The organism is Pedobacter sp. V48 (assembly GCF_000523515.1).
In the GTDB taxonomy this organism is placed as follows: domain Bacteria; phylum Bacteroidota; class Bacteroidia; order Sphingobacteriales; family Sphingobacteriaceae; genus Pedobacter.
The window spans coordinates 13,355-30,395 of sequence record NZ_AWRU01000004.1 but is presented as its reverse complement, the minus strand read 5'-3'; the positions used below and the strand labels follow the sequence as shown (position 1 = coordinate 30,395).

The 17,041-nt window shown below is 39.5% G+C and carries 15 protein-coding genes; 13 read left to right on the top strand and 2 right to left on the bottom strand.

Features of this window, described 5'->3' with window-relative positions; all coding sequences use genetic code 11:
* Positions 1–5: 5 nt before the first annotated feature.
* The gene (locus tag N824_RS03220) at positions 6–731 is read right to left on the bottom strand and encodes a YebC/PmpR family DNA-binding transcriptional regulator (RefSeq protein WP_048903713.1); all 726 of its coding nucleotides are present in this window, start codon (positions 729–731) and stop codon (positions 6–8) included.
* A gap of 54 nt (positions 732–785) precedes the next feature.
* Positions 786–1,730 carry an NAD-dependent epimerase/dehydratase family protein gene (locus N824_RS03215; RefSeq protein WP_048903712.1) on the bottom strand — a complete coding sequence of 315 codons (945 nt, stop codon included), beginning with the start codon at positions 1,728–1,730 and terminating at the stop codon, positions 786–788.
* A gap of 266 nt (positions 1,731–1,996) precedes the next feature.
* Here N824_RS03215 and N824_RS03210 point away from each other — a divergent pair, with 266 nt between their 5' ends.
* From N824_RS03210 to N824_RS03150, 13 genes are all read left to right on the top strand, one after another.
* A complete protein-coding gene (locus tag N824_RS03210) occupies positions 1,997–2,668 on the top strand; it encodes a gluconate 2-dehydrogenase subunit 3 family protein (RefSeq protein ID WP_048903711.1) in 672 nt (223 codons plus the stop codon).
* A gap of 18 nt (positions 2,669–2,686) precedes the next feature.
* Entirely contained in the window at positions 2,687–4,390 is a 1,704-nt protein-coding gene (locus N824_RS03205) for a GMC oxidoreductase (RefSeq protein ID WP_048903710.1), read from the top strand.
* Entirely contained in the window at positions 4,390–5,550 is a 1,161-nt protein-coding gene (locus N824_RS03200; protein WP_048903709.1) for a Gfo/Idh/MocA family protein, read from the top strand. The genes N824_RS03205 and N824_RS03200 overlap by 1 nt, the downstream gene beginning before the upstream one ends.
* An 8-nt stretch (positions 5,551–5,558) precedes the next feature.
* A complete protein-coding gene (locus N824_RS03195; protein WP_048903708.1) occupies positions 5,559–6,617 on the top strand; it encodes a sugar phosphate isomerase/epimerase in 1,059 nt (352 codons plus the stop codon).
* A gap of 12 nt (positions 6,618–6,629) precedes the next feature.
* Positions 6,630–7,103 carry a c-type cytochrome gene (locus N824_RS03190; RefSeq protein WP_048903707.1) on the top strand — a complete coding sequence of 158 codons (474 nt, stop codon included), beginning with the start codon at positions 6,630–6,632 and terminating at the stop codon, positions 7,101–7,103.
* Positions 7,104–7,129: 26 nt separating this feature from the next.
* A complete protein-coding gene (locus tag N824_RS03185; RefSeq protein ID WP_048903706.1) occupies positions 7,130–8,587 on the top strand; it encodes a Gfo/Idh/MocA family protein in 1,458 nt (485 codons plus the stop codon).
* Between the two features lie 28 nt (positions 8,588–8,615).
* Positions 8,616–9,308, top strand: a complete 693-nt coding sequence (locus N824_RS03180; protein ID WP_048903705.1) for a DUF1080 domain-containing protein — start codon at positions 8,616–8,618, stop codon at positions 9,306–9,308.
* A 32-nt stretch (positions 9,309–9,340) separates the two neighbouring features.
* Positions 9,341–10,582, top strand: coding sequence for an MFS transporter (locus N824_RS03175; RefSeq protein ID WP_048903704.1), 1,242 nt, complete (start codon positions 9,341–9,343; stop codon positions 10,580–10,582).
* A 38-nt stretch (positions 10,583–10,620) separates the two neighbouring features.
* Positions 10,621–11,502 carry a hydroxypyruvate isomerase family protein gene (locus N824_RS03170; RefSeq protein WP_048903703.1) on the top strand — a complete coding sequence of 294 codons (882 nt, stop codon included), beginning with the start codon at positions 10,621–10,623 and terminating at the stop codon, positions 11,500–11,502.
* Positions 11,503–11,512: 10 nt separating this feature from the next.
* Positions 11,513–12,397, top strand: a complete 885-nt coding sequence (locus N824_RS03165; RefSeq protein ID WP_048903756.1) for a sugar phosphate isomerase/epimerase — start codon at positions 11,513–11,515, stop codon at positions 12,395–12,397.
* A 182-nt stretch (positions 12,398–12,579) separates the two neighbouring features.
* A complete protein-coding gene (locus tag N824_RS03160) occupies positions 12,580–13,572 on the top strand; it encodes an aspartate-semialdehyde dehydrogenase (RefSeq protein WP_048903702.1) in 993 nt (330 codons plus the stop codon).
* Between the two features lie 76 nt (positions 13,573–13,648).
* On the top strand, positions 13,649–15,055 hold the full coding sequence (gene dacB / locus N824_RS03155) for a D-alanyl-D-alanine carboxypeptidase/D-alanyl-D-alanine-endopeptidase (RefSeq protein WP_048903701.1): 1,407 nt from the start codon (positions 13,649–13,651) through the stop codon (positions 15,053–15,055).
* A 21-nt stretch (positions 15,056–15,076) separates the two neighbouring features.
* Complete coding sequence (locus N824_RS03150; RefSeq protein ID WP_052334044.1) at positions 15,077–17,038, top strand: beta-N-acetylhexosaminidase; 1,962 nt, start codon at positions 15,077–15,079, stop codon at positions 17,036–17,038.
* Positions 17,039–17,041 lie beyond the last annotated feature (3 nt).

The following is a 17,041-nucleotide window of genomic DNA, read 5'->3' as shown; positions in this document are numbered from 1 at the left end:
AGAGTTTATTCTGCCATATTGTGATAAACTGCTTGAACATCATCGTCCTCTTCCAGTTTATCTATTAGTTTAAATACATCCGCAGCTTGCTCTTCTGTAACCGCAGTAGTGGAAAGAGAAATGCGCTCAAGCTTAGCACTTTTCATTTCAACACCCAGATCTTCAAGTGCCTTTTGCATTTTACCAAAATCTTCAAAGGCAGTTTGAACTACAGCAATATCATTTCCTTCTTCATCAGCTTCGAGATAGAGTTCTTCCAATCCTGAATCAATTAATTCAAATTCCAGTTCTTCAAGATCCTTTTCCCCAGGTAAGAATCTGAATATTGATTTACGATTAAAAATAAAATCAAGAGATCCTGTTTTACCTAAGGTACCGCCTGTTTTATTAAAATAGCTACGTACGTTAGCAACGGTTCTGTTTGTATTGTCTGTTGCAGTTTCAATTAAAACGGCAACACCATGCTGCGCATAACCTTCGTAAACATACTCTTCGTACCCATTCTCATCTTTATTTGAAGCACGTTTAATTGCTGCATCAACTCTATCTTTAGGCATATTTACTGCCTTGGCATTTTGTATAGCTGTACGTAAACGAGAGTTGGTATCAGGACTTGGTCCGCCATCTTTAACGGCCATTACAATCTCTTTACCTATCCTGGTAAATTGAACAGCCATTTTGGCCCAACGTTTAAATTTTCTTTCTTTTCTGAACTCAAATGCTCTTCCCATTTTATTCTCTTTGGTGGTTAGTAAGTAGTTAGCACTAACTACTTGATATTTATTTTATTTTTTTAAATTTTCAATCATGTCAAGCGTAAGTTTTGAAAGATCAAACTCAGGCTTCCATTCCCATTCTTTTACTGCAAAGCTATCGTCAATAGACCTTGGCCAACTATCTGCGATGTTTTGGCGGGGGTCATTTTCGGTGTAAGTTAATGTAAATTCCGGAATATGCTTTCTGATCTCTGCTGCTAAAATCTCCGGAGTAAAGCTGACACCCGCAAAATTATAGCTGGAACGGATAGTGATTTTTGATGCCTCAGCATCCATCAATTCTATAGTGCCACGGATGGCATCATCCATATACATCATTGGTAGTTCTGTTCCGGCATTTAAAAACGAGGCATAAGTTCCTTTTTTTAGCGCATCATGAAAAATATGGATGGCATAATCTGTAGTTCCTCCACCCGGTGCAGCTTTCCAGCTTATTAGGCCTGGGTAACGGATACTGCGTACATCTAAATTATACTTTTGCTGGTAGTATTCGCACCAACGTTCTCCTGCCAGTTTACTAATTCCATAAACGGTATTGGGATCCATCACACAAAACTGAGGAGTATTATCTTTAGGCGAATTTGGACCAAAAACAGCTATAGAACTTGGCCAGTATACCTTTGCCGTCTTATAGGTAATTGCCAAATCTAAAATATTAAGTAACCCGTTCATGTTAAGGTCCCAGGCAAGTTTAGGATTTTGCTCGCCGGTTGCAGACAACAAGGCTGCCAATAAATAAACCTGTGTAGGCTGATACTTCTGAAAAATACTATTTAAAGTATCTTTTTCCAGCACATTTACAAATTCAAAAGGACCCGAATTCTTAATGTCATAATCAGGACGGCGGATGTCACACGCAATAACATTGGACTCTCCATACACTCTACGTAAAGCGGTTACCAGCTCTGTGCCTATCTGGCCGTTAGAGCCTAACACTACTATTTTCTCAATCATGACTGATTTGGATTTCCACAAAAATAAATAAATGAACGAACCTATTCAAAAATCTTTAGTGCAACCAACATTTTACCTGGATAAAACCGATATTAAGGATACTCAATTGGATGGATTTTCGTTAATTTCCAAAGTACCTTTATAAAGTAACAAAAACATTATATATTTACTTTAATTGTGTATTTAGAACACTAACTATTTATTTTTTCTTAATATTACAAAACAAAACACACTTAGAATACACCAAAACACCTAAAACACCAAATATGGACAGACGAGAAGCAGTGAGGAATATGGCCTTCCTAATGGGAGGGGCTTTATCTGCAACTACGATAGGAGTATTTCTTGATAGTTGTAACTCACCATCTACTAAAACCAATGGCAAATTATTTGATGATAATCAGCTTAAGCTAATTACCGAAGTTGCCGACATCATTATCCCTACAACCAGTTCGCCGGGTGCAAAGGCAGCAGGAGTGGGTCCATTTATTGCCTTAATGGTAAAAGATTGTTATCCTGAGGATGCTCAAAAGGCATTTGTGAAAGGACTGGATGCTCTTGAAGAGCAATCTAAAGACCAGTTTAAAAAATCTTTCCTGGAAATTTCTCCGGCAGAGCGTACACAACTGCTTAGTAAACTCAGAGAAGAGACCATTGCTGCTACCAAAGCTGAACAGGATAAACAAAAAGAGGCAGATGCTCAAAAAACTGACCCTGATAAAGCAAAGTCTCAAACCGAAAATGCCGGCTTCGCATCAATACTACCAAAAGACAAGCCGAAAACAGAACCACGTTTCTTCTCTATCATTAGAGATCTAACCTTACTAGGTTATTTCACCTCTGAGATTGGAGCAACAAAAGCAATGGCTTATGTTGATATCCCTGGCCGCTATGATGGCTGTGTGGATTTGAAACCTGGTCAAAAAGTTTGGGCATAAACCTTTTATAGCATTAAAATGAGCAATTTAAATACGAAAGCGACAGCTAACAATACATATGACGCCATTGTTGTAGGATCTGGAATTAGTGGTGGCTGGGCGGCAAAGGAACTAACAGAAAAAGGCTTAAAAGTTCTATTACTTGAAAGAGGAAGAAACATTGAGCACATAAAAGACTATACTACCGCTACTAAAAAACCATGGGAGTTTGAACACCGTGGAAGAATAACCGAAGCACAAAAAGAAGCACACCCGGTGCAAAAGAGAGATTATCCATACTCTGAATTCAACGAGAGCTATTGGGTAAATGATCACGATTGCCCGTATACAGAAATTAAACGTTTTGACTGGTACCGTGGATTTCACGTTGGTGGAAAATCATTGATGTGGGGCAGACAGAGTTACCGTTTTAGCGACCTTAACTTTGAAGACAACCTTAAAGATGGGCATGGTGTTGACTGGCCAATCAGATATAAAGATATTGCTCCATGGTATGACTATGTAGAGAAATTTGCAGGTATCAGTGGACAAGTAGAAGGCTGGCCGGCATTACCTGATGGTCAATTTCTACCTCCAATGGAGATGAACTGTGTTGAAAAAGATGTAAAAAAACGTATTGAAGATAAGTGGAAAAAATCGAGAATCATGACAATTGGCCGTACCGCCAATTTAACTGTTCCTCATGGCGGAAGAGGATCTTGCCAATACCGCAATCTTTGTAGCAGAGGCTGCCCTTTTGGAGCTTATTTTAGCACTCAATCATCTACCCTACCCGCTGCTGTAGCTACAGGAAACCTTACTTTGCGTCCTTTTTCATTAGTAAACACCATTATCTATGATAAGGAAACCCAAAAGGCAAAAGGTGTTGTGGTAATAGATTCGGAAACAAAAGAAACTATAGAATATTTTGCAAAGATCGTTTTTGTAAACGGATCAACTTTAGGCTCAACTTTCCTGTTGCTTAACTCTACATCTGCTGAGTTTCCTGATGGATTAGGTAATGGCAGTGGACAATTGGGACATAACTTAATGGATCACCACTTCCGTTGTGGTGCATCTGGAACAGCTGAAGGTTTTGACGATAAATATACTTATGGCCGCAGGGCAAATGGAATCTATATACCTAGGTATAGAAACATGGGCAATGATAAACGCGACTACGTTAGGGGTTTCGGCTATCAAGGCGGCGCAAGCAGAGGTAACTGGCATGCTGATGTTGCGGAAATGGCATTTGGTGCTGAATTTAAGGATCAAATGACCACACCAGGCGCATGGAACATGGGATTAGGGGGTTTCGGTGAATCTCTTCCATATTTCGAAAACCGCGTTTATATAGATAAAAGCAAAAAAGACAAATGGGGTCAACCTGTATTGGCTATTGATTGTGAGTTTAAAGACAACGAACAAAAAATGCGCGTTGACATGATGAATGATGCTGCAGAAATGCTTGAGGCATCAGGAATTAAAGATGTAAAAACTTACGACAACGGATCTGCTCCGGGTATGGCAATACACGAAATGGGAACTGCCCGTATGGGACATGACCCTAAAACTTCGGTATTAAATAAATGGAATCAGATGCATGAAGTAAAAAATGTATTTGTAACAGACGGTTCTTGCATGACTTCAGCTGCATGTCAGAACCCATCATTAACATATATGGCTTTAACAGCAAGAGCTTGTGATTTTGCAGTTAGTGAATTAAAAAAAGGTAACATTTAATGAAGACAAGAAAAATTAGAATGGGCATGGTAGGCGGCGGTAAAGACGCGTTTATCGGTGCCGTTCATCGTATTGCCGCGAACATTGACGGCCAGGTAGAGTTTTGCTGCGGAGCATTGAGTATACACCCCGAAATCGCCAAAGAATCTGGTGAAATGTTATTCCTTCCGGAAGACAGGGTTTATATGAACTTTGAGGAAATGATTGAGAAAGAAAGCAAATTACCCGCTGACAAACGTATCGACTTTGTAACTATTGTTACCCCAAACTTTGCCCACTTTGCTCCTGCAATGATGGCTTTGGATCATGGGTTTAACGTGGTAATTGAAAAACCAATTGCTTTATCTCTTGAAGAAGCTAAGTTATTGCAACAAAAAGTACAGGAAACTGGCTTAATTCTATGCTTAACTCATACCTACTCTGGCTACCCAATGGTAAAACAAGCCAGACAAATGGTAAAAGAAGGAAAACTAGGTACCATCAGAAAGGTATTGGTTGAATATCCTCAGGGTTGGTTAAGCACACTTACTGAAAGAGAGGGAAATGCTGGTGCTGCATGGCGTACAGACCCTAAAAAAAGTGGGAAAAGTGGTTGCATGGGCGACATAGGTACTCATGCTGCACAATTAGCAGAATATATTTCTGGTGCAAAAATCGCAAAACTATGTGCTGATCTTAACATTGTTGTTGAAGGCAGAGGTCTTGATGATGATGGTAATGTGTTGTTAAAATTCGATAACGGAGCCAATGGTGTACTGGTTGCATCACAGGTTGCTGCAGGCGAAGAAAATGCATTAAAAATTAGAGTATATGGTGAAAAAGGTGGTTTAGAATGGAACCAGCAAGAGCCAAATACCCTTACTTTAAAATGGCTTAACGAACCTGCACAGATTTATCGTGCTGGTCAGGCTTACCTTTCTGATATTGCCAAACACAACACCCGTGTACCGGGAGGTCACCCAGAAGGTTACTTAGAAGCGTTTGCAAATATCTACAGAAACTTTGCATCAACCGTTTCAGCAAAGATTCATGGCACAACCCCTACCGAAGCGATGTTAGATTTCCCTAAAGTGGAAGATGGCGTAAGAGGTATGGCATTTATTGACACCGTAGTGGCTTCAAGTCAGTCTGATCAAAAATGGACAGATTTTAAAATATAAAAAACATCATGACAACACTTAAAGGTCCCGGAGTTTTTCTTGCTCAATTTATTGGTGATGAGGCTCCTTTTAATTCTTTAGATGCTATTTGTGAATGGGCGGCAGGCTTAGGCTTTAAGGGTATTCAGGTACCCACGCTTGACGCAAGGTTTATTGACCTTCAAAAAGCAGCAGAAAGCAAAACTTATGCTGATGAATTAACCGGTAAGGTTAGATCATACGGTTTGGAAATCACGGAATTGTCGACACATTTACAAGGTCAGCTGGTTGCAGTACATCCGGCATATGACCTTGCATTTGATGCCTTTGCCCCTGATCAGTATAAAAACAATCCTAAAGCAAGAACAGAATGGGCTGTACAGCAACTAAAATACGCTGCAAAAGCTTCTCAGAATCTTGGTTTAAATGCACATGCCACATTTAGTGGTTCATTATTATGGCACATGTTCCATCCGTGGCCTCAGCGTCCGGAAGGGCTAGTTGATGCCGCCTTTACTGAACTTGCAAAAAGATGGACTCCAATATTAAATGAGTTCGATACCTGTGGTGTAGATGTATGTTACGAAATACATCCGGGTGAAGATCTTTTTGATGGTATCACTTATGAAATGTTCCTTGAAAAAGTAAACAATCACCCTCGTGCATGCTTGCTTTACGATCCTTCTCACTTTGTTTTACAACAGCTTGATTATATTCAGTATATTGATTTTTATCATGAGCGCATAAAGGCATTCCATGTTAAAGATTCAGAATTTAATGCAACAGGTAAACAGGGAACATTTGGTGGTTACCAAAGCTGGGCAAACCGCGCCGGAAGATATCGTTCTCCAGGTGATGGACAAGTAGATTTCAAAACCATATTCAGTAAGCTTGCGCAATACGATTACAAAGGATGGGCGGTAATGGAATGGGAATGCTGCATTAAGGATGCTGAAGTTGGCGCCAGAGAAGGCGCGGAATTCATTAAAAAGAACATCATTAAAGTAACCACTAAAGCATTCGATGATTTCGCTGCTTCAGGTGGTGATGATGATTTCAATAACAGAATTTTAGGTTTAGATAAATAATACAACACAACAATGAAAAGAACATTATTAGTTTTAGGCTGTTTAGCAATCTTTATGGCCTCATGTGCAAGTCCGGAAGAAAGGGCGGCAGCAAATAAAGCTGCAGATTCAGCTAACACATCAGCATCTGCTCCTGCAACTGAAGCCACTACCCCAGCAGCTACTGATACAACTGCAAAAGAGGCGGCACCAGCACCAGCAGCCCCTGCTCCAGCCGCGTCGGCAGAAAAGGGGAAAGGCGAAGCACTTATTGCGAAGTCTGACTGTCTAGCATGTCACAGCAAAACTCAAAAGCTTGTTGGTCCTGCTTATGTAAATGTGGCCGGTAAATATCCTGCAACTGATGAGAACATTGAACATCTTGCTGATAAGATCATTGCAGGTGGACAAGGGGTTTGGGGTGCAATTCCAATGACTCCTCACCCGACATTAAGTAAAGACGATGCAAAAGAAATGGTAAAATATATTTTATCACTAAAAAAATAATTCAACCTACCTAACCAAATAGAACCATGGAAGAAACAAAAAAAGATCAGAATGCTACCAACAGACGTAGTTTTCTAAAAACATCAGCTATTGCTGCATCTGCATTCATGATAGTTCCGCGTCACGTTTTGGGCGGAAAAGGATTTTTAGCTCCTAGCGACAGATTAATTGTAGCGGGGATTGGTGCAGGAGGAAAAGGTCAATCTGATATTGCTGAATTTGCAAAAAGTGGAAAAGCCGATATTGGTTTTTTATGCGATGTGCATGATTCAAGAGCTGCGAATAGCGTAAAAGCTTTCCCTAAAGCTAAATACTATAGAGATTGGCGCGAATTGATGGATAAAGAAGCTAAAAATTTTGATGCTGTTTCTGTTTCTACTCCAGATCATAACCATGCCATTATTGCCCTTGCAGCAATGCAGTTGGGTAAACATGTGTATGTTCAAAAACCTTTAACTCATGATATTTATGAGGCAAGAGCTTTAACCGCTGCTGCTAAAAAATATAAAGTGGTTACCCAAATGGGAAATCAGGGTGCGTCAAATGATGGCCCAAGACAAATGAAAGAATGGTATGATGCAGGATTGATTGGAGATGTACACACGGTCTATGCATGGACAGATCGTCCGGTATGGCCTCAGGGTATTCCATGGTCGGCTAATAAAGCTCAGGTACCTTCAGATCTTGATTGGGATCTTTGGTTAGGTACTGCCCCATACAAAGACTATGTAGATAAATTGGTTCCGTTTAACTGGCGTGGCTGGTGGGATTATGGTACCGGTGCTCTTGGAGATATGGGCTGTCACTTGTTAGAAGCTCCGTTTAGTGTTTTAAATTTAAAGTATGCGAGCGAAGTTCAGGCTAGTGTTGGTTCTGTATATGTTGATGAGTTCAAAAGAGGATATTTCCCTGATAGCTGTCCTCCATCAAGCCATGTAACTTTAAAATTCCCTAAAACGACTAAAACTAAAGGTGACGTTACGGTACACTGGATGGACGGTGGTATCCAACCTGAAAGACCAGAAGAATTACAAGCAAATGAAACTTTTGGAGACGGTGGTAACGGTACCCTATTTATTGGTACAAAAGGTAAAATGATGTGCGAAACTTATAGCGCAAACCCGAAACTACTTCCTTTAACTAAAAACAAAGACATCAAAGTAGCGCAGAAATTTGCCCGCGTACAGGGTGGTGCAAGTGGTCACTACAAACAATGGGTTGAAGCTGCTATTGCCGGTTATGGCAAGCAGGAAGTAAGTTCTCCTTTTGAAATTGCAGGCCCGCTTACAGAAGCCTTATTAATGGCGAACCTTGCCATACGTGGTGTTGATGTTCAACGTAAAAACAGTGAAGGAAAAATCTCTTATCCTGGCCGTAATATCAAATTACTTTGGGATAATGACCTGATGAAGGTTACTAACCTTGATGATGTGAACCAATATGTGAAACGTGAGTATCGCAAAGGCTGGACTTTGGGCGCATAAAACATAAAGAACAATTTTAAACCACATAATGAAAAAATACATTTTCTCTGCGCTGATCTTAACAACAATAATGAGCTGCAGTAGTACAAAAAGTCAAAAAGGCACAAAAGGATTCACCAAACTATTTAATGGTGAATCCACTGCCGGATGGCATACATATGGAAAAACAACCGCCGGTAGTAAATGGAAAGTAGAAGATGGAACACTCCACTTTGATCCAAACGGCCAAAATGACGGTGGAGGTGATTTAGTGACAGATAAGGAATACAGCAATTTCCATTTAAAACTGGAATGGAAAGTAGCTCCTAAAGCGAATAGCGGTATTATTTTCTATGTACACGAAGACCCGAAATATAGTGCGACATATAGTACAGGTTTAGAAATGCAGGTGCTGGATAACGATGGTCATCCGGACGGGAAGATAACCAAGCACAGAGCGGGAGATTTGTATGATCTTGTTAAAAGTAACTCTGAACCGGTAAAACCTGTTGGAGAATGGAATACAGCTGAAGTAATCAGTAACAATGGAGCACTCGAATTAAGATTAAATGGTGTTAAAGTAGTAACTACTACACTTTGGGATGAAAACTGGAAAAATCTTGTTTCAAAAAGCAAATTTGCTGGCTGGGAAGGATTTGGAACTTTCAAATCAGGCAAAATAGCTCTTCAGGATCATGGAGATGCTGTTTGGTACCGTAACATTATGATTAAAGAACTATAATTTAACTTTTAAAGAATAACGAAAACCCGAATATGAATACGACTAACCGTGTTAAATTATCAATCATGATGTTCCTGGAATTTTTTATCTGGGGATCATGGTTTGTTACCTTAGGTACTTTTCTGGACAAGAACCTTTCGGCCTCAGGTTCAGAAACTGCCGCTGTTTTTTCAACCCAATCATGGGGAGCTATAGTTGCCCCTTTTATTATCGGCTTAATCGCTGATAGATTTTTCAATGCAGAAAAAATCCTGGGTGTTTTACACCTTCTTGGTGCTGCTTTGATGTATCAAATGTATACTGCTGCAGATATATCTGTTTTTTATCCATACGTATTAGGCTACATGATTCTTTATATGCCAACACTTGCTTTAGTAAATTCAGTATCCTTTAACCAGATGAAAGATCCGGAGAAAGAGTTCTCTCCTATCAGGATTTGGGGAACTATCGGTTGGATTACAGCTGGACTAATTATCAGTTATGTATTCATTTGGGATTCACCTGAGGCCCTGTCTGCAGGTTTATTAAAAAACACTTTCCTTATGGCTGGCATAGCTTCATTAGGCTTAGGTTTATTTAGTTTCACCCTACCTAAAACGCCACCAAAAGTGGCTGCCGGTGAAAAAGTAAAGATCGGTGATATTTTAGGCCTTGATGCTTTGAAGCTATTAAAGGATAAAAACTTTGCTATATTCTTTGTCTCTGCTATCCTAATTTGTATCCCTCTGGCATTCTATTACCAAAATGCTCACCCTTTCTTATCTAATATCGGTGTTGAAGGGCCTACTGGTAAGATGGCAATCGGACAAATTTCAGAAGCGCTATTTTTACTATTGATCCCTTTTTTCTTCAAAAAATACGGATTCAAGAAAACCATCCTTGTAGGTATGCTTGCCTGGTCTGTTAGGTATTTATTGTTTGCCTATGGAAATGCAGGAGAGCTTAGCTTTATGATTCTGATCGGTATTGCATTACATGGTATTTGCTATGATTTCTTCTTTGTATCAGGACAGATCTACACCAATTCAAAAGCCGGTGAAAGATATAAAAGTGCTGCTCAGGGATTAATCACCTTAGCTACATATGGTGTTGGTATGCTTATTGGATTTGAAGTTGCAGGGTGGATTACAGATACTTACAAAGGTGCCAATGGAGCTGCCGACTGGAAAATGGTATGGCTAATTCCATCTGGTATTGCATTTGTAGTTTTCTTATTGTTTGCACTAACTTTCAATGATAAAAAGAAAATTGAAGAAGAAGCTATTGCTCATTAATCTATTTGAACCAAATCAAAATTTAGATATTTAAAAAAATGGAATCAGAATTAAGCAGAAGATCTGCACTGAAAAATATCGTTGCCGGAACCGCCGCCTTAGGTGTTTCTGCAGCCTTGCCCGCTTTTGCTCTTGAGCCATATAAGTCAACTATGCTAAAAGGAAATGTAAATCATTCTGTTTGCCGTTGGTGCTTTGGAAGCATAGATCTTGATACTTTATGTATTGAGGCAAAAAAAATTGGTATTAAAGCAATAGACCTTGTTGGCCCTAATGATTGGGCTACTTTAAAAAAACATGGCTTATACTCTTCAATGTGTAATGGTGCAGAAATCAGTATCCCAGATGGATGGAATGATCCTAAATTTCATGCAACGCTGATTAAAAACTATTCAGAAATGATTCCGAAGGTTGCCGAAGCGGGATACAAGCAATTGATCTGCTTTAGCGGAAACCGTAGGGGCAAAGACGACGAGACAGGATTAAAAAACTGTGTTGAAGGCTTAAAACAAATACTTCCAATTGCTGAAAAGCATAATGTAGTAGTGGTTATGGAGCTGCTTAACAGTAAAGTTAACCACGGAGATTATCAGTGCGATAATACCCCTTGGGGTGTTGAGCTATGCAAAAGGTTAGGCTCTGAAAACTTTAAATTGCTTTATGACATTTACCATATGCAGATTGACGAGGGGAATGTTATCAGTACAATAACAAATAACCACCAATACATTTCTCATTATCACACAGCCGGAGTACCCGGAAGAAATGAAATTGATGATACTCAGGAACTATTTTATCCGGCCATTATTAAAGCTATTTTGGCTACTGGTTTCAAAGGCTATCTGGCTCAGGAATTTATTCCAAAGAATAAAGACGGTATAAAATCATTAAGAGAAGCAGTAAATATTTGTGATGTATAATTCAAAAACTATGAATTCTAGAAGAAATTTTATTAAGCAAGCGGGTATTGCCGTTGCAGGTGCAGCGTTATTACCATCTTTTGCTTGCAGCAGCACTCCTGCCGCAGCTGGAGCTCACCCAATTGGGCTACAACTTTATACCTTAAGAGAATTACTACCTAAAGATGTTAAAGGTGTAATAGAAAAGGTAGCAAAAGCCGGCTACAAAGAAGTTGAAACCTATGGCTATACTGCTGATGCAGGATTTTGGGGATTAGATGCCAAAACATTTAAAGGTTTGCTTGATGCTAATGGATTAAAAGCTCCTAGTGGCCACTTTGGTTTAGATGGCTTTATTAAAAGCGGCAATCTGGATGAAGTTAAACCTTTAATTGAAGGTGCTTTAACTTTAAATATGGAATATCTTACCTGTCCATATCTTGATGAATCATTAAGACCTGACCTTGATGCTTTTAAAAAGGTAGCAGCAAGATTAAATGAAGCAGCAGAACTGTGTGCTAAATCTGGATTACAGTTAGCATACCATAATCACGATTTTGAATTTAAAAAATACGGAGAGACTACGGGATACGATATCCTGCTTCAGGAAACAGATAAGAAAAATGTTCAGTTTGAGATGGATTTATACTGGGTTGTAAGATCTGGGAACGATCCACTTGCATTATTTGCGAAACATCCTGGCCGTTTTGTGATGTGGCATGTAAAGGATATGGATAAAGCCAACAACACCATTAATACCGAAGTAGGCACTGGAAAAATCGACTTTAAGAGCATTTATAAGCACGCTAAAGAATCAGGCCTTAAACACTTAATTGTTGAGCAGGAGAATTTTTCAAAGGATCCTTTTGTAAGCATTAAGCAAAGCTTTGATTACGTAAATCGCGAACTGGTTTAAGAAGATATATCTTAACAACAAAAGGGAAGTGGTTTACAAAAATCACTTCCCTTTTTTGTTTATAAGTACCCTGGTTTGCAGAAACATTTACTTAATGCTGAAATATTTCACATCTTTGGGGACTTATTAAACATAAAACCTTTATAATTAATTAAAAACAAGTAAAAAACAATTAGAAAAAAATGAAAATTGCAGTAGTTGGCGCCACCGGTCTGGTAGGCACCGTAATGTTAAAAGTATTAGAAGAGCGTAACTTCCCGTTAACTGAATTGATCCCTGTAGCATCTGAGAAGAGTGTTGGTAAGGAAATCTCATTCAAGGGTAAGAAGTATGCTGTTGTAAATATGGAAACTGCAATTGCAATGAGACCCGACATCGCATTGTTTTCTGCAGGTGGTGGTACTTCATTAACATATGCTCCTCTTTTTGCTGAGGCTGGTACAACAGTAATTGATAATTCGTCGGCATGGCGTATGGATCCTTCAAAAAAACTGATCGTTCCTGAAGTTAATGCAAATGAATTATCTATCGATGATAAGATCATTGCAAACCCGAACTGTTCAACCATACAAATGGTAGTGGCGTTAAAACCACTTCACGATAAATATAGAATCAAACGCGTTGTGGTTTCTACCTACCAATCTGTTACCGGTACTGGTGTAAAAGCTGTAGAACAACTAATGAATGAGCGTAAAGGAATTACTGATGGCCCTATGGCTTATGCATATCCTATTGATTTAAATGTTATTCCTCAAATTGATGTATTCACTGAAAACGGATATACAAAAGAGGAAATGAAAATGATACTTGAAACACGCAAGATCATGGGCGACGACAGCATCAGGGTTACTGCTACTACAGTACGTATCCCAGTTATGGGTGGTCACTCTGAATCAGTTAACATAGAGTTTGAGAATGATTTTGACCTTGCTGATGTAAGAGATTTGCTAACTAAAACGGAAGGAATCATTGTTGTTGATGATACAGCAAACCTTAAATACCCTATGCCTAAAGATGCTCACGAAAAAGATGAAGTATTTGTAGGAAGGATCAGACGTGATGAGTCGTTGCCAAACACATTAAACATGTGGATTGTTGCCGATAACTTACGTAAAGGTGCTGCAACCAACGCAGTTCAGATTGCAGAGTTTCTGGTAAGAAATGAACTGATATAAAATATCTGTATAAAACGTTAGTGATGTAGAAATAGCTCGATTGCTATTTTTACATCACTTTTTTTTTAAAATGCCTATGTTAAAGAAATTTTTCCTTTTACTGTTCCTCTTGTCTCAGGGTCTTGTTTACGCACAGGCACCTGTGCAGAAACTGGAACAAGCCTTTAATAATTTGCTTGCCGACCCACAGGCGAAATATGCATTAACCTCTTTATGCGTTCTGGATGCAAAAACCGGACAAACGATATTCAGTAGAAATGAGAATATAGGCGTTGCTACCGCCTCGACATTGAAAACCATCACCTCGGCAACTGCATTTGGATTATTAGGTAAAGATTTTCAATACCAGACTGTATTGGCTTATAGTGGCGCCATCAATTCGGAAGGGACACTAAAAGGAAACCTGATTATTGTTGGTGGCGGAGACCCTACATTAGGTTCATGGCGATATGAAACAACTAAAGAAGGGGTGATCTTAAATCAATGGGTAAATGCCATAAAAGCAGCCGGAATTAAAAAGATCGAAGGAAAAGTTATCGGTGATGATGGTTTATGGGGAAGCCAAACAACTCCTGATGGCTGGATTTGGCAGGATATAGGCAATTACTATGGCGCAGGAGCTTCCGCACTGAGTTGGAGAGAGAATCAATTTGACCTTCATTTAAGGGCAAATAGAGCCGAGCGGACTGTAACAGTATTAAAAACCGTCCCTGAAATGCCTTACATTAAGTTTGTAAATGAATTGAAGGCGGGCGCCGAGGGCACAGGAGACAGGGTTTATGCTTACTTACCTCCGCTAGGTACTACTGCGTATTTAAGAGGAAGCTGGGCTATTGGGATTTCAAAATCTGGAGTTTCGGCAGCATTGCCTGATCCTGCTTTTGATGCCGCATTTAGATTACAAGACACTTTACATCGTATAGGCATAGGCGCTACAGAAACACCTACTACAGCCAGACAGTTGACGGCCGAACAAAAACCAATGCCAGTAGTGACCCAAAAATTAACAACAATAAGCTCTCCTACCCTTAGCGAAATTGTATACTGGTTCAATAAAAAAAGTGTGAACTTATATGGAGAACACTTATTAAAAACCATTGCCTGGAAATCAGGAAAAGAAGCTACAACACAAAACGGAGCGGCCACTGTGATTAATTACTGGTCTACGAAAGGCATAGATAGTCGCGCTTTAAACATTTTGGATGGCAGTGGCTTATCCCCTGGCACCCGGGTAACAACCGCAGCAATGGCAAGTGTTCTTTTTCAAAGTCAAAAAGAAAGCTGGTTCCCGGCTTATTACGAATCATTGCCGGAAAACAATGGCATGAAACTTAAAAGTGGAAGCATTAATGACGTTTCGGCATATGCCGGATATTACACCGACAAGAGCGGTAATAAATATATCATTGTGATTAACATAAATAACTATTCCGGTTCCGGGATCAGCAAAAAACTGTTCCGGGTTTTGGATGCCCTTAAGTAAAATTGATAAATTGCGGCAATTATGAAAAACATCTTTTACCTGCTTTGTTTAAGTCTTTTAAGTATTCCTGCGTTCGGTCAGTATGCTATTCCCAATACCGAAGCTACAACAGAAACAGTTGCTATAGTAAATAATGCCCCGGATATAGCAATTATACCAGAACCGGTATCAGTTATAAAAAGTGAGGGGTATTTTGTGCTTCCTTCAAATGTGGTTATACAAGCTCCTGCAGTGGCAGAAATAAAGCAGGTGGTGGCTTTTTTACAGGAAAGACTTTCTATTCCTACAGGAAGTTATGTTGCTGAGGTGAGCACTCCGGCTACAAAATCAACCATTAACCTAATCTTAAATGAAAAAGCAAATTCAGCGTTAGGTAAAGAAGGTTACCAGTTGTCGGTAACACCTAATCATATTACCATTAAAGCAAATAAACCGGCAGGTTTATTTTATGGTGTTCAGAGCCTTATTCAGCTATTTCCTAAAGAAATTGAGAGCAAGGAAGCTGTTGAAAATATAGAATGGAAAGCATCTTGTGTGGAAATAATAGATTATCCCCGTGTTGGATGGAGGGGATTAATGTTTGATGTAGCGCGTCACTTTTTCACCAAAGCAGAAGTGAAACAATACATAGATGCAATGGTAAGATATAAATATAATGTCCTCCATTTACACCTAACTGATGATGAGGGATGGAGGATAGAAATAAAAGGGCTACCAAAATTAACTGAAGTAGGTGCCTGGAATGTAAAAAAGGTGGGAGAATTCGGAAACTTCTTCCCTCCTGCAGCTGATGAGCCCAGAAACTATGGAGGTTTTTATACCCAGGATGACATAAGAGAACTGGTACAATATGCCAAAGAAAGATTTGTAGATATAATGCCAGAAATAGATGTTCCCGGTCATAGTTTAGCTGCAATTGCTTCGTATCCTGAATTATCATGTACCCCTGGTGCCGAGAACTATCGTGTGCGTTCTGGTGAGCGAATTATGGATTGGTCTAGAGGCGCCCCTCCTATTGCTTTAGTAGATAACACACTTTGTCCTGCCAATGAAAAAGTGTACAGCTTTTTAGATACTGTAATTACACAGGTAGCCCAATTATTTCCTTTCGAATACATCCATATGGGTGGCGATGAGGCCCCTTTCAATTTTTGGGAAAAGAGTGACAGCATTAAAGCCTTGATGAAAAAGGAAGGCTTAAAAAATATGCATCAGGTTCAGGGTTATTTTGAAAAACGCGTACAAAAAATTGTTGAATCAAAAGGAAAGAAATTTATGGGTTGGGATGAGATTCTGGATGGAGATATGCCGCAAAACACTACGGTGATGAGCTGGAGAGGAATGAAATATGGAATTGAAGCAGCTAAAAGAAAACACGAAGTAGTGATGAGTCCAACTACTTATGCTTACTTAGATTATATGCAGGCTGATCCCATAACAGAACCCAAGGTATACGCCTCATTAAGATTGAGCAAATCGTATGAGTTTGATCCAATCCCAGCTGGAGTCGACAAAAAATACATTAAAGGAGGACAGGCTAATTTATGGACTGAACAAGTTTACAATATCCGCCAGGCAGAATATATGACCTGGCCAAGAGGCCTGGCCATAGCGGAGGCTGTGTGGTCGCCAATTGAAAAGAAAAACTGGAACAATTTCTTTAATCGCGTTGAGCAGCATTTTAAAAGGCTTGACGTAGCTGAAACGAAATATGCCCCAAGTGTTTACGATCCTATATTTAGTGTAAGCAGATCGGCAGATAAGCAGCTTATGATTGAATTGAGTACCGAGGCGCCGGGACTCGATATTTATTATAGTTTCGATAATTCATTTCCCGATCGTTTTTATCCTAAGTACACAGAAAAGCTATCCCCACCAAAAGACGCTACTACACTTAAAGTGATTACATACAAAGGAAAACAACCAGTAGGCAGAATGTTGTCTATGCCTGTTGACGAATTAAGCAGGAGATCTAGAAAATAAGAT

Bases quoted from the DNA above. Each gene is read 5' to 3' on its own strand.
- N824_RS03220 (WP_048903713.1), bottom strand. From the start codon at position 731: ATGGGAAGAGCATTTGAGTTCAGAAAAGAAAGAAAATTTAAACGTTGG.
- N824_RS03215 (WP_048903712.1), bottom strand. From the start codon at position 1,730: ATGATTGAGAAAATAGTAGTGTTAGGCTCTAACGGCCAGATAGGCACA.
- N824_RS03210 (WP_048903711.1), top strand. From the start codon at position 1,997: ATGGACAGACGAGAAGCAGTGAGGAATATGGCCTTCCTAATGGGAGGG.
- N824_RS03205 (WP_048903710.1), top strand. From the start codon at position 2,687: ATGAGCAATTTAAATACGAAAGCGACAGCTAACAATACATATGACGCC.
- N824_RS03200 (WP_048903709.1), top strand. From the start codon at position 4,390: ATGAAGACAAGAAAAATTAGAATGGGCATGGTAGGCGGCGGTAAAGAC.
- N824_RS03195 (WP_048903708.1), top strand. From the start codon at position 5,559: ATGACAACACTTAAAGGTCCCGGAGTTTTTCTTGCTCAATTTATTGGT.
- N824_RS03190 (WP_048903707.1), top strand. From the start codon at position 6,630: ATGAAAAGAACATTATTAGTTTTAGGCTGTTTAGCAATCTTTATGGCC.
- N824_RS03185 (WP_048903706.1), top strand. From the start codon at position 7,130: ATGGAAGAAACAAAAAAAGATCAGAATGCTACCAACAGACGTAGTTTT.
- N824_RS03180 (WP_048903705.1), top strand. From the start codon at position 8,616: ATGAAAAAATACATTTTCTCTGCGCTGATCTTAACAACAATAATGAGC.
- N824_RS03175 (WP_048903704.1), top strand. From the start codon at position 9,341: ATGAATACGACTAACCGTGTTAAATTATCAATCATGATGTTCCTGGAA.
- N824_RS03170 (WP_048903703.1), top strand. From the start codon at position 10,621: ATGGAATCAGAATTAAGCAGAAGATCTGCACTGAAAAATATCGTTGCC.
- N824_RS03165 (WP_048903756.1), top strand. From the start codon at position 11,513: ATGAATTCTAGAAGAAATTTTATTAAGCAAGCGGGTATTGCCGTTGCA.
- N824_RS03160 (WP_048903702.1), top strand. From the start codon at position 12,580: ATGAAAATTGCAGTAGTTGGCGCCACCGGTCTGGTAGGCACCGTAATG.
- dacB (WP_048903701.1), top strand. From the start codon at position 13,649: ATGTTAAAGAAATTTTTCCTTTTACTGTTCCTCTTGTCTCAGGGTCTT.
- N824_RS03150 (WP_052334044.1), top strand. From the start codon at position 15,077: ATGAAAAACATCTTTTACCTGCTTTGTTTAAGTCTTTTAAGTATTCCT.